The organism is Microbacterium sp. nov. GSS16 (assembly GCF_028198145.1).
In the GTDB taxonomy this organism is placed as follows: domain Bacteria; phylum Actinomycetota; class Actinomycetes; order Actinomycetales; family Microbacteriaceae; genus Microbacterium.
Map to the genome: position 1 here is coordinate 1,845,412 of NZ_CP116338.1, position 15,502 is coordinate 1,860,913.

Genomic DNA, 15,502 nt, shown 5'->3' on the forward strand with positions numbered 1-15,502 from the left:
GGAACCGGTGTCGCCGCCCCGGCCCCGCTCATCGCTCGCATCCCGCGTCATCCTCGGGGTCGATCGAGCCCCGACCGTTAAGGTAGAAGAATGACGTACTCCGTCGCCGTCTCCGGCGCATCCGGCTATGCGGGAGGCGAGATCCTGCGGCTTCTCGCCGCCCATCCCGACATCGAGATCCGTACCGTGACCGCGCACTCCAACGCCGGTCAGCCCCTCGTCGAGCACCAGCCGCACCTGCGCTCCCTCGCGCATCTGACGCTGCGGGACACCACCGCCGAGACCCTGTCGGGGCACGACATCGTCTTCCTCGCCCTGCCGCACGGCCAGTCGGGTCAGTACACGGATGCGCTGGGCGACGCGCCTCTGATCATCGATGCCGGCGCCGACCACCGGCTCACCTCCCCGGATGCATGGGATGCCTTCTACGGCGGCGCGTTCCACGAACCGTGGGCGTACGGGGTTCCCGAGCTGCTCACCGCGGCCGGCAAGCAGCGCGAGAACCTGCGCGGCGCCTCGCGAATCGCCGCTCCCGGCTGCAACGCCTCCACCGTCAGCCTGAGTCTCGCCCCCGGAGTCGCCGCCGGAGTGATAGACCCGTCCGACATCGTCAGCGTGCTCGCCGTCGGCCCCTCGGGCGCAGGCAAGAGCCTGAAGACCAACCTGCTCGGCAGCGAGATCCTCGGCACGGCCAACCCGTATGCGGTCGGCGGCGCGCACCGCCACATCCCCGAGATCCGCCAGGCGCTGGCCGCGGCATCAGCCCACGCGCCCGACGACATCCGCATCTCGTTCACGCCCGTCATCGTCCCGATGGCCAGGGGCATCCTCGCCACCTCGACTGCGCCGATCGTCCCCGGCACGACCGACGCTCAGATCCGAGACGCGTGGCAGAGCGCCTACGGCGACGAGACCTTCGTGCAGCTGCTCCCCGCGGGGCACTTCCCCCGTACCGCCGACGTGCTCGGCGCGAACACCGCGCTGATGGGTCTCGCCATCAACCGGGCCGCGAACCGGGTGGTCGTCGTGACCGCCGTCGACAACCTCGTCAAGGGCACGGCCGGCGCCGCCGTGCAGTCCATGAACATCGCGCTCGGTCTGCCCGAAGGCCGCGCCCTCACCGTGAACGGAGTCGCGCCGTGAGTGTCACCGCACCCCAGGGATTCGAAGCATCCGGAGTCGCCGCAGGGCTCAAGAGCACGGGCAAGCCCGACGTCGCCGTGGTCGTCAACCGCGGCCCGCGCCGGATCGGCGCCGCCGTCTTCACGACCAATCGCGCCAAGGCCAACCCGATCATCTGGTCGCAGCAGGTCATCGCCGATCGAGTGGTCGAGGCCGTCGTGCTCAACTCCGGCGGAGCCAACTGCTTCACCGGCGCCTTCGGCTTTCAGACCACACACCTCACCGCCGAGAAGGCAGCCGAGCTGCTCGGTGTGAGCGCGGGTGACGTGCTGGTGTGCTCGACCGGCCTCATCGGCACCGGCGACGAGGTGTTCCGCGGCAAGGTGCTCGACGGTGTCGAGCGCGGCATCGCCGCGCTCAGCCCCGGCGGCGGCGACGACGCGGCCCTCGCGATCATGACGACCGACAGCGTGGCGAAGACCTCCGTCGTCAGCCGGGAGGGCTGGACGATCGGCGGAATGGCGAAGGGGGCCGGCATGCTCGCGCCGGGACTCGCGACCATGCTCGTGGTGATCACCACCGATGCCGACCTCGAGGCGTCCGAGGCCGATGCGGCGCTGCGCAGGGCGACCGCCGTCAGCTTCGACCGGCTCGACTCCGACGGATGCATGTCGACCAACGATCAGGTCACGCTGCTCGCGAACGCCGCCAGCGGCATCCGTCCCGATCTCGACGACTTCGCCGCCGCGCTCACCCAGCTGTGCCGTGATCTCGCCGAGCAGCTGCAGGCCGATGCCGAGGGCGCCAGCCACAGCATCGCGGTCGAGGTGAAGAATGCGGTCACCGAGACCGAGGCCGTCGAGGTCGGCCGGTCGGTCGCCCGCAACAACCTCTTCAAAGCGGCCATCTTCGGAAACGACCCGAACTGGGGTCGTGTGCTCGCCGCCATCGGCACGACCTCGGCCCAGTTCGACCCCTACGACGTCGACGTGTCGATGAACGGCGTGCGCGTGTGCACCGCGGGAGGGCCGGACCGGCCGCGCGAGGAGGTCGACCTCACACCGCGTGCGGTGCACATCGAGATCGACCTGAAGATGGGTGACGCCACCGCGACCATCCTCACCAACGACCTGACACACGACTACGTGCACGAGAACAGCGCCTACGCCTCATGACCGACATCCAGGACACCGCGCCCGAAGAGGCCGCCGTCAAGGCCGCGACCCTCATCGAATCCCTGCCGTGGCTGAAGAGGTTCCGCGATCATATCGTGGTCGTGAAGTACGGCGGCAACGCGATGGTCTCGGATGAGCTGCAGGAGGCGTTCGCGCAGGACATCGCCTATCTGCGCTACGTCGGTGTGCAGCCGGTCGTCGTGCACGGCGGAGGGCCGCAGATCTCGGACATGCTCGACCGACTCGCCATCCCGAGCGAGTTCAAGGGCGGTTACCGCGTCACGAACACCGAGGCGATCAGCGTGGTGCGCATGGTGCTGACCGGTCAGGTGAACCCGCAGCTGGTCGCGAAGATCAACTCGCACGGGCCCATCGCCACCGGGCTCAGCGGTGAGGACGCCGGGTTGTTCGGCGGGCGTCGTCGAGGCGTCGTGATCGACGGCGAAGAGGTCGACCTCGGTCGCGTCGGCGATGTCGTGCAGGTCGATCCCACGCCTGTGCTCGACCACCTGGCCGCCGGGCGCATCCCGGTCGTCTCGTCGATCGCCCCCGACCTCGATCACCCGGGTCAGTCGCTCAACGTGAACGCGGATGCCGCGGCATCCGCCCTCGCCGTCGCACTCGACGCACGCAAGCTGGTGATCCTCACCGACGTGCCGGGACTGTACGCCGACTGGCCGAACCGCGACTCGCTCGTCTCGCACATCAGCTCGAGCGCTCTCGTCGAGATGCTCCCGACCCTCGAGTCGGGGATGATCCCGAAGATGCGGGCCTGCCTCGACGCCGTCGAGGGAGGCGTCGACGCCGCCGCGATCATCGACGGACGCGTGCCGCACTCGGTGCTGGTCGAGCTGTTCACGAGCAAGGGGATCGGCACGGAGGTGGTCAAGGATGTCTGACTGGAACGACGATGCGGCACGCGATCTGATGAGCCTGGGCGGGCGGCTGGCGCTGCTCACCCGTGGTGAGGGGTCGTGGGTGTGGGACGCCGACGAGAACCGCTACCTCGACTTCCTCGGGGGCATCGCGGTGAATTGCCTCGGGCACGCCCACCCCGTCTTCGTCGACGCCGTCTCGCGACAGGCCGCGACGCTGTCGCACGTGTCGAACTACTTCGCCTCGCCCGCACAGCTCGAGATCGCCGCGCGGCTGAAGCGCCTCGCCGGCACGGGCGAGCAGGGCCGCGTGTACCTGGCGAACTCCGGTGCCGAGGCGAACGAGAGCGCCATCAAGCTGTCGCGTCTGCACGGCGCGCGCTTCACCGAGACCGAGGGCAGGGCCCGCACGACGATCCTCGTGGTCGAGGGCGCCTTCCACGGGCGCACGATGGGCACGCTGTCGCTGACGCCGAAGGCCGCGTACCGCGACCCGTTCGAGCCCGCCATTCCGGACGTGGTGACCGTCGAGCGCTCGGTCGAGAGCCTCGAGGCGGCCTTCGCGTCGCACGCCGTCGCGGCGATGATCGTCGAGCCCATCCAGGGCGAGGCGGGCGTCGTCGAGCTGCCGGCCGGCTTCCTCTCCCGTGCTCGCGAGCTCGCCACCGAGAACGACGCACTGCTCATCCTCGACGAGGTGCAGACCGGCTCAGGGCGCACGGGGGAGTGGTTCGCCTTCCAGCGCGAGGGCATCACCCCGGATGCCGTGACCGTGGCCAAGAGCATCGGGGCCGGCTTCCCGCTCGGCGCGCTGATCACCTTCGGCGCGGCCAGCGACCTGTTCTACCCCGGCACTCACAACTCGACCTTCGGCGGCAATCCGCTCGCGAGCGCCGTGGCCAACGCCGTCCTCGGGCACATCGAGAGCGAGAACCTGCTCGAGAACGTCACCGCGCGCGGCGCCCAGCTGCGCGGCGCCGTGACCTCCCTGCCCCTGGTGGACGGCACGTCCGGGGCGGGGCTGCTGATCGGCATCCACCTCACCGCGCCGGTCGCCGCGGAGGTCCGCGCGGCGGCGCACGAGGGCGGCCTCATCGTCAACGCGCCCACGGCCGACACCATCCGCATCGCCCCCGCCTACACGATCGGCGACGACGAGGTCGAGGAGTTCGTCGTCCGCTTCGGCGCCGCGCTCGCGGCCGTCGCCGAGACCGTCCAGGCACCCACCGCAACCACCCTCACGGAGGCTTCCGCATGACCCGCCACCTGCTGCGCGATGACGACCTCACCCCTGCCGAGCAGGCCGAGATCCTCGACCTCGCGCTCGAGCTGAAGAAGGATCGCTGGGCGAGCAAGGCTCTCTCAGGTCCTCAGACCGTCGCCGTGATCTTCGACAAGTCCTCGACCCGCACCCGGGTCTCGTTCGCGGTGGGCATCGCGGATCTGGGCGGATCGCCGCTGATCATCTCGACGGCGAACAGCCAGCTCGGTGGCAAGGAGACCCCCTCCGACACCGCGCGAGTGCTCGAGCGTCAGGTGGCTGCCATCGTGTGGCGCACCTACGCGCAGTCGGGTCTCGAGGAGATGGCACGCGGTACCCGGGTTCCCGTCGTCAATGCGCTCTCCGACGACTTCCACCCCTGCCAGCTGCTGGCCGACCTGCTCACGATCCGCGAGCACAAGGGTGATCTGAAGGGGCTGACCCTGTCGTTCTTCGGCGACGGGCGCAGCAACATGGCGCACTCCTACGTGCTCGCCGGAGTGACCGCGGGGATGCACGTGCGCATCGCCTCGCCCAAGGCCTACGCCCCGCGCGCCGACGTGGTCGCCGCCGCCGAGGCCAGGGCCGCGGAGACAGGCGGCTCGCTCACCCTGACGACCGATGCCCACGAGGCTGTCGTCGGCGCCGACGTGGTCGTCACCGACACCTGGGTGTCGATGGGCAAGGAGGAGGAGAAGATCGAGCGGCTGCGCGACCTCGGCGGGTACAAGGTCACCACCGGGATCATGTCGCAGGCGGCTGCGGACGCCATCTTCATCCACTGCCTCCCGGCCGATCGCGGCTACGAGGTCGACTCCGAGGTCATCGACGGCCCGCAGAGCGTCGTCTGGGACGAAGCCGAGAACCGTCTGCACGCGCAGAAGGCACTGCTGGTGTGGCTGCTCGGCAAGCAGGAGACGACGGCGTGAGCGGCAACGGCACGAATGACGGGGCGCTCTGGGGTGCGCGCTTCGCAGGGGGACCCTCGCCCGAGCTCGCCGAGCTGAGCCGGTCGACGCACTTCGACTGGATCCTCGCCCCGTACGACATCGCCGGCTCGCACGCCCACGCCACCGCTCTGGAGGCCGCGGGATACCTCGAGGCCGACGAGGCGCGAATCATGCACGAGGGACTGGATGCCCTCGCCGCCCGCATCGCAGACGGCACGCTGCTGCCCGATCCGGGCGACGAGGACGTGCACGGCGCCCTCGAGAAGGCGCTCATCGCCGAGGTCGGCGCCGAGGTCGGCGGCCGGCTGCGCGCCGGTCGCAGCCGCAACGATCAGATCGCCACCCTCGTGCGCATGTATCTCATCGACCACGCCGGGATCATCGCGAAGCACCTGCTTCGTGTGATCGACGCCCTGGTCGCGCAGGCCGAAGCGCATCCCGGTGCCATCCTGCCTGGCCGCACACACCTGCAGCACGCGCAGCCGGTGCTGCTCGCCCATCACCTGCAGGCGCACGCCTGGCCCCTCGTGCGCGAACTCGAGCGTCTCGTCGACTGGCGGCGCCGCGCCGGCGCGTCGCCCTACGGCGGGGGAGCGCTCGCCGGGTCGACCCTGGGCCTGGATCCCGCTCTCGTGGCTCGCGAGCTGGGGCTCGACCGTCCGGCCGAGAACTCGCTCGACGGCACTTCCGCACGCGACGTGGTGGCGGAGTTCGCCTTCATCGCCGCGATGACCGGCATCGACCTGTCTCGTCTGAGCGAGGAGATCATCCTCTGGAACACCCGCGAGTTCGGCTTCGTCACGCTGGATGACGCGTACTCGACCGGGTCGAGCATCATGCCGCAGAAGAAGAACCCCGACATCGCCGAGCTCGCGCGCGGGAAATCCGGTCGACTGATCGGCAACCTGTCCGGACTGCTCGCGACGCTCAAAGGTCTGCCGCTGGCCTACAACCGCGATCTGCAGGAGGACAAGGAGCCCGTCTTCGACTCTGTGCAGACGCTCGAAGTGGTGCTTCCGGCGTTCGCCGGCATGATCGCGACTCTGCGGTTCGACACCGAGCGGATGGCGGCGCTCGCACCGCAGGGCTTCTCGCTCGCGACGGATGTCGCCGAGTGGCTGGTCAAGCGCCGCGTGCCGTTCCGTGATGCCCACGAGATCTCGGGCGCGCTGGTGCGCGCCTGCGAGGAGCGGGGCATCGGTCTGGAGGATGCGGATGAGGCGCTGCTGCGTTCGGTGTCGGAGCATCTGACGCCCGAGGTGCGCGATGTGCTGTCGATCGAGGGCTCGGTGGCGTCGCGCTCGGGTGCCGGCGGCACGGCGCCGGAGCGGGTGGCGGAGCAGCGGGCCGAGCTCGTGGCCCGGGCACAGGCCGCCGCGCATTCGCTGGGCCTCTGACCGAGGGCATCCCTTCGGGCTGCAGTGAACATGAGTGAATCACTTATTTCTTGAGAATATCAGTGATACCCTGATGTCATGGTGATCGCAGTCACAGCCGACATCATCGGGTCCCGGCAGCTCGATGATCGCGTCGCGGCGCAGCGGCACTTCGATACGGCGATCGTGCGGGCAGAGCAGGATCTCCCCCTCGCCACGCAACCTCTCCGGCCGACAGTCGGCGATGAGCAGCAGGGTGTCTATCCCACGCTCGACGCTGCACTTGCCTCTGTGCTGCTGATCCGTCTCGCACTGCCGGACGGAGTGGAGTTCCGCTTCGGCGTCGGGGTCGGAGATGTGGGGGTCATCCCCTCGGCCGCGTCGCGGGAGGGCATACCCGAGGGGCCGGGCTGGTGGGCCGCGCGCAGCGCCATCGAGCATGTGCAGACGCTGCAGAGGCGCGCCGCGCCCGAGGCTCGAAGCTGGATCGCCGTGGATGAGAGCGCGCAGATGCCTGCGGAGCAGGTGCGATGGGCGAATGCCTACCTGCTGGCACGGGACGAACTCGTCGGCGGGATGCGGGAGCGCCTGCGGCGTCTGACCTACGGTCGCTGCCTCGGCCGTACCCAGCGGGAGCTCGCGGAGCAGGAGGGGATCACGCAGTCGGCGGTGTCGCAGGCGCTGACGGCCGCGGGCTCGGCGGCAGTGGTCGAGGGATTCCGGCTGCTCGACATCTGACGAGGAACAGTCTCAGCCCAGGATGAGGCGCAGGATCAGGCCGATCACCCCTGCCCACAGCAGGCTTGCGAGGGTGCCGATGATGAAGCGCTCCCTGGCCTCGGCCTCGGCGAGCTCCGGAAAGCGTCCGATGCCCTTCACGGCGATGATCGCCGCGATCACCTCGGGGAACCCCACTGCGATCGCCAGCACGGTGCAGATCCGCTCGAGATATCCGATCACCGTGCCCCCGCGCATGAGGGTGCGGGCGTGAGAGGGGTCGGCGTGCTGCGCCGCGACGATGAGGATGCCGCCGTCCTCGGTCTCCCGCACTCGCCTGCCCGTGGCGATGTCCAGCGTCCGCCGGGTGAACGGGTTGCCCCCGATCGTCGCGGCGCCGATGCCGATCACGGTCAACGGAACGGCGATCGCCGGGATCGCGATCGGTCGGACGACGATGACGATCGTCACCGCCGCGACGAGGAGGACGGCGCATATCGCCATGGTCGTCGTCGAAGGTCTGCGCACCCCCAGCAGCGAGAACACGAGCACGACGACCAGCGCGATGAGGATGATCGCGGAGAGAACGGCGGAGGTGAGCGGATCGACCGGCTGCATGCCGTCAGCATCCCACGGGGATCCGACGCCGGCCGGGGACGGGACGCGTGTCACGCGCTGATAGCCTGGAAAGCGTGTCGAATTCCGCTCTGACGACCGCCCCGGTGGCGCTCGATCCCACGTTCGAGAACGTGTGGGACGAGCTGCTGTGGCGCGGACTCGTCCACGTGTCCACCGATCAGGAGGCGCTGCGCGCCCTTCTCGCCGGGGACCCGATCACCTATTACTGCGGATTCGACCCGACCGCGCCGAGCCTGCACCTCGGAAACCTCGTTCAGCTGCTCACCCTGCGCCGCATCCAGCTCGCCGGCCACAAGCCGCTCGGCCTCGTCGGCGGCTCCACGGGCCTGATCGGCGACCCGCGGCCCACGGCCGAGCGCACGCTCAACACGCGCGAGACGGTCGAGGAGTGGGTGCAACGGCTGCGCGTGCAGGTCGAGCGCTTCCTCAGCTTCGAGGGCGAGAACGCCGCGCGCATCGTGAACAACCTCGACTGGACGGCGCCGATGAGCGCCATCGACTTCCTGCGCGAGATCGGCAAGCACTACCGCGTGGGCACGATGCTGAAGAAGGATGCCGTCGCGGCGCGCCTGAACTCGGACGCAGGCATCAGCTACACCGAGTTCAGCTACCAGATCCTGCAGGGAATGGACTTCCTCGAGCTGTTCCGCTCGTACGACTGCGTGCTGCAGACGGGCGGCAGCGATCAGTGGGGGAATCTCACCAGCGGCACCGACCTCATCCACCGTGTGGAGGGCGTCTCGGCGCACGCCATCGGCACCCCGCTGATCACCAACAGCGACGGCACGAAGTTCGGCAAGAGCGAGGGCAACGCCATCTGGCTCGACGCCGAGATGTGCAGCCCGTACCGCATGTACCAGTTCTGGTTGAGCACCGCCGACGCCGATGTGATCGACCGGCTGAAGGTCTTCACCTTCCTCACCCGTGCCGAGATCGAGGAGTACGCGACGCTCGTCGAGAGCGAGCCCTTCCGTCGTGCGGCGCAGAAGCGCCTCGCGCTCGAGGTGTGCACGACCGTGCACGGCGTCGAAGCGACCGCCGCGGTGATCGCCGCATCGGAGGCGCTCTTCGGTCAGGGCGACCTGGGCGAGCTCGACGCGGCGACCCTGCGCACCGCGCTGGACGAGCTGCCGAACGCGACGCTTCCGGCGGGATCATCCGTGGTCGAGGCACTGGTGGCGACCGGACTGGTCGCCAGCGCTTCCGAGGCGCGCCGAGCCATCTCGCAGGGCGGCGTCACCCTCGACGGGGCGAAGGTGAGCGACCCGGATGCCGTGGTTCGTGGCACGCTGCCCGGCGGGGTCTCGGTGCTGCGCCGCGGCAAAAAGACGCTCGCGGGAGTGCTCCCGCAGTGAGGCCGCTCGGCGTGGCTACCCGGCTTCCCCTCCGGGGACTGCAGTAGCATCGGACAGCTGACGCTGTCCGCAAGCACTCGAGGAGCTGGTCCCCTTGCCCAAGGAAGCACATGTCCGCCGTACCGCCCCGCGCCGCGTCACACGCCGGCTGCAGGTCGATGACGTTCTGGTCGTCCGCAAGAGCCGTCTGAGGACGGCGATCTCGGGCACCGTCGTCGGCAACTTCATGGAGTGGTTCGACTTCGGGGTCTACGGCTACCTCGCCGTGACACTCGCCGTCGTCTTCACCGGCGACCTGCCGGGTGCGTGGGGTCTGCTGATCACCCTGCTCGGCTTCGCCATCTCGTTTCTCGTGCGCCCGCTGGGCGGGCTCGTGCTCGGGCCGCTGGGCGATCGCATCGGGCGGCAGCGCGTGCTGTTCCTCACGATGGCGATGATGGCGGCGGCGACCGGCCTGATCGGCGTGCTGCCCACCTCGGCGCAGATCGGCCTGTGGGCCATCATCCCGCTGTACCTGCTGAAGATGGTGCAGGGCTTCTCGACCGGCGGCGAGTACGCCGGCGCGACGACGTACGTCTCGGAATTCTCGCCCGACCGCAGCCGCGGCTACTGGTCGTCGTTCCTCGACGTCGGCTCCTACGTCGGCTTCGCCGCCGGCGCCAGCGTCGTGGCACTGACCACCTGGATCACCGAGAACCTGTCCGGCCCCGACGCCATGACCGAGTACGGCTGGCGCATCCCGTTCCTCATCGCCATCCCGCTCGGCGCGGTCGCGATCTGGTTCCGCCTGCGCATCCCCGAGACCCCCGCCTACGAGGCCGAGGAGAGCGCGGGACTCAACCGCGCCGACGCCGCCGATCCCATGGCGCGCCAGGGAGTCGCCGGGATCTTCCGCCACTACTGGCGGCAGATCCTCATCGGCGTCGCCCTCGTCTCGGCGACGAACACCGCCGGGTACGCCCTCACCAGCTACATGCCGACCTATCTCGAGACCGAGGTCGGGGTGTCGAACCTCATGGCGGCGCTGGCCACCGTCCCGGTGCTCATCGTGATGAGCGCGTGCCTGCCCCTGATCGGGAAGCTGTCGGACCGCATCGGCCGGCGACCGGTGTACGGCATCGCCGTCGGATCGACGATCGTGCTCATGCTGCCCGCCTTCGCGGTGATGCAGATCGGCGAGGAGTGGGCGGTCATGATCGCGCTGGCCATGGTCGCCATCCCGGTGGCGTTCTACGTGGCGATCTCGGCTTCGGCCCTGCCCGCGCTGTTTCCCACGGCGTCGCGGTTCGGCGCGATGGCCATCGCCTACAACCTCGCCGTGTCGCTGTTCGGCGGCACCACGCCGCTGTTCAGCCAGGCGTTGATCGAGCTGACCGGGATCATCTACATGCCCGCGTTCTACATCATGTTCTTCGCCGCGCTGGGCGGTGTCGCTCTGCTGAGCATGCGCGAGACCGCGCAGCGTCCGCTGCTGGGCTCGGTGCCGACGGTCGAGAGCGAGGCCGAGGCCGAGAAGCTCGTGGCGGGGCAGGACGAGAACCCGTTCATCGACACCAGCACGATGCCGCTCACCGTGGTCGGCGCGGAGACGGACGGGTCGGGCGGTACCGCGCGCGAAGAGCCGGCCGGCGCCTGAGCCGACCGCTGAACTCACCGACAGCTGAGACCGCATGCCGTTCACGCCCAGTCACGCCGTCGTCGCGCTGCCGTTCGTGCGCACCCCGCTGGTGCCGGCGGCGCTCGCGATCGGGGCGATGACGCCCGACCTGCCGTTGTTCATGCGAGGCCTCGGCCTCGACTACCTGTTCACCCACGCGCCGGCGAACGTCGTGTACACGGCGCTCGTCGCGTTCGTGCTGCTGCTGGTGTGGAGAGTCGTGCTGCGACCGGGCCTCGTCGCCCTCGCGCCGGACGCCCTCGCGCGGCGTCTTCCCTCGGAGTGGTCGGTCTCCGGGTGGTCGGCAGCACGGGATGCCGTGCGCGGGCGCGGTGGGCGCCGCGGACCGTGGCTGCTCGCGCTGTCACTCGTCCTCGGTGTGCTCTCGCACATCGGCTGGGATCTGTTCACCCACGAGGGGCGCTGGGGCGTCGAGACGTTGACCGCGTTGCAGCAGATGTGGGGCCCGATGCCCGGATACAAGTGGCTGCAGCACGGCTCGAGCATCGTCGGCCTGCTGGCGCTCGCCTGGTTCGCGCTGCGGTGGGTGCGGCAGCGCCCGGCGCAACCGCGCTCGCAGGGCATCCCCGGGTGGCTGCGGTGGCTGTGGATGCTGTCGCTGCCCGCACTGCTCGGCGTCTCGTGGCTGCTCGGTCTGGCCTCTTCCGCCCCCGGCATCACTGTGCAGCAGCTCGCCTACCGCACGCTGCCGGCGGCATCCGGCCTGTGGGGAGCGCTGACACTCGCCCTGTGCCTGCTCATCGTCACCATTCGGCGCGATCCTCGCCCCATGGCCGAGGCGGCGGGAACCACTCCGGCGAACCGGGCCAGCGCACCGCCGGAGCGACAGTGGTGACGACGTGGCCGGCCACATCGAACTGCTGCGTGCGAACCGCATAAGGTGCGGTCACCGCGGGGCGCTCGCCCCGTGGCATCCCGAGCAGTTCAGCGGCCACGCGACGCAGTGAGGTGCGCACCAGGCGGCTGCCGCCGCTGCGCGCACGTTGACGCAGGGCGTTGATGATCGCCGCGGCGAGCAGATAACCGGCGGAATGATCCAGAGCCTGAGCGGGCAGGGCGCCGGGAGCGGATCCGTCGGTGGATTCGAGCCATGAGATGCCGGACTCCGCCTGCACCAGGCTGTCGAAGCCGCGAGGGGAATCCTCGCCCGGCCACGCGCTGAGCTGCGCGACGACCAGGTGCGGATGCCGTTCGGCGAGCACCTCGGGTGAGAGCCCGAGCCGGCGCAGCGCAGCCGGACGATAGCCGAGGACGACGACGTCCGCGTCGGTCAGGAGCCGGTGCAGACGAGGAGCTTCGGTCGCTGCGTCGAGCAGCGCGGAACGCTTGCCGTGTCCGGTGTCGAGGTGCTGCCATGGCGGCTCGGGGAGCTCGGGCGGATCGAGTCGCAGCACATCGGCGCCCGCGAGGGCGAGCGTCCGTGTCGCGACGGGCCCGGCGATCACGCGGGTGAGGTCGAGCACGCGAACCCCCGCGAGGGGGGCGGCCCGGGAATCCGACGGCATTGACCGTGCGGGGGAGTCGGCGAGGCGGCGCGTCTCGACGAGAGGGCGGCGCCGGAGCGCCGCGTCGTATCGCGGATCCTCCCGGCGCACTGCTGCGCAGAGTCCTCCTGCGGCAGTGATGTCGCGGCAGGCGGCGGCGGCCGTCATTGTCGCCAACCGACCGGAGACCTGCTCGACCGAGGCGTCTGACGGCACGGCGAGACCTCTCTCGAGCGCCGCCGCATGGTGCGGATAGTTGCCGTGCGTGCGCACGCACCCATCGGCTGTCTGCCAGAACCGCGATAGGGGTGACCACACGTCGGGCGGTACGGCGTCGATGAGCAGGTGCCGCTCGCTGCGGTAGGCGGCGGCGATCTGATCCGGGTCCGGTCGCGTGGGTTCGTCGGGGCACACTGCTGCGCCCACGGCGCAGACACTTGCCCAGGCGAGCTCACCCACCGCCAGGGATGATGCAAGAGGTACGGGCTCTGCGGCCGCGGTCTGTCGCATGAGCAGACACTACGCCCGCAGAGCCGCGCGCTCACCCCTACCTGCGGCTCGGGGTGTTGTCCTGGTGGTGGGGGTTTTCGGGTGGTGGGTGTGGGGTTGCGACACGCCCGGGGTGTGGTGGTGATTTGCGGGGTGTGGGGGATGGGCGTAACTTATTACTTGTTCGCCCCAAGCGGTTGAGCGGAAGGCCTGAAGGGCCTGGCTCCCCTCCAAGTAGCGAACCACCCACTTCCACTTCGGATCACTTGCTGGTCTGGAGGGGCTGTTAGGCCCGGGGAGTGTGGTCATCCCTGTCGGGGTTGTCGATTTGACAGTCTGGTCGGATGGGTTAGGCTGGAGAAGTTGCCTCGGAAGCGAGGCGCGGATCTGGTCCTGGTCCTCTCGGCGTGTCGGTTTGACAGTCGGGCCGGGATGGATAAGATTGTGAAGTTGCCCTGCGCTTCTCGCCCTGTTGGGGTGGGTGTGCGGGTGCGTCCGATCCTTGAGAACTCAACAGCGTGCACTTGTCAAATGCCAAATTATCCTCGTCCAACCCTTGTGGGGGTTGGTTGAGAATTCCTTTGGATCAATTTATATGAATGTCAGCAATGATGTTCGTCTCTTTTGGTCAGTTTCAAACTCGCTGCATGGTCGTTTTCCCGATTGTGTATGCATTTCTTTTTTACGGAGAGTTTGATCCTGGCTCAGGATGAACGCTGGCGGCGTGCTTAACACATGCAAGTCGAACGATGAAGCCCAGCTTGCTGGGTGGATTAGTGGCGAACGGGTGAGTAACACGTGAGCAACCTGCCCCTGACTCTGGGATAAGCGCTGGAAACGGCGTCTAATACTGGATATGTCCCGTCACCGCATGGTGTGCGGGTGGAAAGATTTTTCGGTTGGGGATGGGCTCGCGGCCTATCAGCTTGTTGGTGAGGTAATGGCTCACCAAGGCGTCGACGGGTAGCCGGCCTGAGAGGGTGACCGGCCACACTGGGACTGAGACACGGCCCAGACTCCTACGGGAGGCAGCAGTGGGGAATATTGCACAATGGGCGGAAGCCTGATGCAGCAACGCCGCGTGAGGGATGACGGCCTTCGGGTTGTAAACCTCTTTTAGCAGGGAAGAAGCGAGAGTGACGGTACCTGCAGAAAAAGCACCGGCTAACTACGTGCCAGCAGCCGCGGTAATACGTAGGGTGCAAGCGTTATCCGGAATTATTGGGCGTAAAGAGCTCGTAGGCGGTCTGTCGCGTCTGCTGTGAAATCCCGAGGCTCAACCTCGGGCTTGCAGTGGGTACGGGCAGACTAGAGTGCGGTAGGGGAGATTGGAATTCCTGGTGTAGCGGTGGAATGCGCAGATATCAGGAGGAACACCGATGGCGAAGGCAGATCTCTGGGCCGTAACTGACGCTGAGGAGCGAAAGGGTGGGGAGCAAACAGGCTTAGATACCCTGGTAGTCCACCCCGTAAACGTTGGGAACTAGTTGTGGGGTCCTTTCCACGGATTCCGTGACGCAGCTAACGCATTAAGTTCCCCGCCTGGGGAGTACGGCCGCAAGGCTAAAACTCAAAGGAATTGACGGGGACCCGCACAAGCGGCGGAGCATGCGGATTAATTCGATGCAACGCGAAGAACCTTACCAAGGCTTGACATACACGAGAACGGGCCAGAAATGGTCAACTCTTTGGACACTCGTGAACAGGTGGTGCATGGTTGTCGTCAGCTCGTGTCGTGAGATGTTGGGTTAAGTCCCGCAACGAGCGCAACCCTCGTTCTATGTTGCCAGCACGTAATGGTGGGAACTCATGGGATACTGCCGGGGTCAACTCGGAGGAAGGTGGGGATGACGTCAAATCATCATGCCCCTTATGTCTTGGGCTTCACGCATGCTACAATGGCCGGTACAATGGGCTGCGATACCGTAAGGTGGAGCGAATCCCAAAAAGCCGGTCCCAGTTCGGATTGAGGTCTGCAACTCGACCTCATGAAGTCGGAGTCGCTAGTAATCGCAGATCAGCAACGCTGCGGTGAATACGTTCCCGGGTCTTGTACACACCGCCCGTCAAGTCATGAAAGTCGGTAACACCTGAAGCCGGTGGCCTAACCCCTTGTGGGAGGGAGCTGTCGAAGGTGGGATCGGTAATTAGGACTAAGTCGTAACAAGGTAGCCGTACCGGAAGGTGCGGCTGGATCACCTCCTTTCTAAGGAGCACTGCAGGACTTCGGTTCTGACAGAGCCGGATTCACACCGAATGTGTGTGACCGGAGCTCATGGGTGGAACATTTGACATGCCGTCAGCGCAGCTGGCTTTGCTTAGTACGGTCTTTCGGGATCTGGAACGGTGGGGTCGGGGAGCGGGGCGGCTGCACGCTGTTG

12 protein-coding genes and 1 rRNA gene are annotated in these 15,502 nt (G+C 67.9%); 11 read left to right on the top strand and 2 right to left on the bottom strand.

Annotated features, from left to right (window positions below):
• Positions 1-90 precede the first annotated feature (90 nt).
• From argC to PGB26_RS08820, 7 genes are all read left to right on the top strand, one after another.
• Positions 91-1,143 (top strand): N-acetyl-gamma-glutamyl-phosphate reductase, encoded by a 1,053-nt coding sequence (argC, locus tag PGB26_RS08790; protein WP_271637261.1) that lies wholly within the window; start codon positions 91-93, stop codon positions 1,141-1,143.
• Entirely contained in the window at positions 1,140-2,297 is a 1,158-nt protein-coding gene (argJ, locus tag PGB26_RS08795; protein WP_271637262.1) for a bifunctional glutamate N-acetyltransferase/amino-acid acetyltransferase ArgJ, read from the top strand. Before argC ends, argJ begins: the two co-directional genes overlap by 4 nt.
• Complete coding sequence (gene argB / locus PGB26_RS08800) at positions 2,294-3,196, top strand: acetylglutamate kinase (RefSeq protein ID WP_271637263.1); 903 nt, start codon at positions 2,294-2,296, stop codon at positions 3,194-3,196. Before argJ ends, argB begins: the two co-directional genes overlap by 4 nt.
• On the top strand, positions 3,189-4,430 hold the full coding sequence (locus tag PGB26_RS08805) for an acetylornithine transaminase (protein ID WP_271637264.1): 1,242 nt from the start codon (positions 3,189-3,191) through the stop codon (positions 4,428-4,430). The genes argB and PGB26_RS08805 overlap by 8 nt, the downstream gene beginning before the upstream one ends.
• Positions 4,427-5,362 carry an ornithine carbamoyltransferase gene (argF, locus tag PGB26_RS08810; protein ID WP_271637265.1) on the top strand — a complete coding sequence of 312 codons (936 nt, stop codon included), beginning with the start codon at positions 4,427-4,429 and terminating at the stop codon, positions 5,360-5,362. Before PGB26_RS08805 ends, argF begins: the two co-directional genes overlap by 4 nt.
• Positions 5,359-6,780: an argininosuccinate lyase gene (gene argH, locus PGB26_RS08815; RefSeq protein WP_271637266.1), complete on the top strand. Its 1,422-nt coding sequence runs from the start codon at positions 5,359-5,361 to the stop codon at positions 6,778-6,780. The genes argF and argH overlap by 4 nt, the downstream gene beginning before the upstream one ends.
• A gap of 78 nt (positions 6,781-6,858) precedes the next feature.
• Complete coding sequence (locus PGB26_RS08820) at positions 6,859-7,497, top strand: SatD family protein (protein WP_271637267.1); 639 nt, start codon at positions 6,859-6,861, stop codon at positions 7,495-7,497.
• A gap of 12 nt (positions 7,498-7,509) precedes the next feature.
• Here PGB26_RS08820 and PGB26_RS08825 read toward each other — a convergent pair whose 3' ends face one another.
• Positions 7,510-8,148 (bottom strand): hypothetical protein, encoded by a 639-nt coding sequence (locus PGB26_RS08825; protein ID WP_271637268.1) that lies wholly within the window; start codon positions 8,146-8,148, stop codon positions 7,510-7,512.
• Here PGB26_RS08825 and tyrS point away from each other — a divergent pair.
• The 3 genes from tyrS (at position 8,142) to PGB26_RS08840 (ending at position 11,983) form a co-directional block, all read left to right on the top strand.
• On the top strand, positions 8,142-9,470 hold the full coding sequence (gene tyrS / locus PGB26_RS08830) for a tyrosine--tRNA ligase (protein ID WP_442922978.1): 1,329 nt from the start codon (positions 8,142-8,144) through the stop codon (positions 9,468-9,470). The genes PGB26_RS08825 and tyrS overlap by 7 nt on opposite strands.
• A gap of 94 nt (positions 9,471-9,564) precedes the next feature.
• Positions 9,565-11,106: an MFS transporter gene (locus PGB26_RS08835; protein WP_271637270.1), complete on the top strand. Its 1,542-nt coding sequence runs from the start codon at positions 9,565-9,567 to the stop codon at positions 11,104-11,106.
• 34 nt (positions 11,107-11,140) lie between these two features.
• A complete protein-coding gene (locus PGB26_RS08840) occupies positions 11,141-11,983 on the top strand; it encodes a DUF4184 family protein (protein ID WP_271637271.1) in 843 nt (280 codons plus the stop codon).
• Here the strand turns inward: PGB26_RS08840 and PGB26_RS08845 are convergent.
• On the bottom strand, positions 11,892-13,058 hold the full coding sequence (locus PGB26_RS08845) for a CoA transferase (RefSeq protein WP_271637272.1): 1,167 nt from the start codon (positions 13,056-13,058) through the stop codon (positions 11,892-11,894). The two genes, PGB26_RS08840 and PGB26_RS08845, sit on opposite strands and share 92 nt — an antisense overlap.
• A 744-nt stretch (positions 13,059-13,802) precedes the next feature.
• Between PGB26_RS08845 and PGB26_RS08850 the strand changes: the two genes are divergently transcribed.
• A 16S ribosomal RNA gene (locus PGB26_RS08850) occupies positions 13,803-15,327 on the top strand.
• Positions 15,328-15,502: the final 175 nt, after the last annotated feature.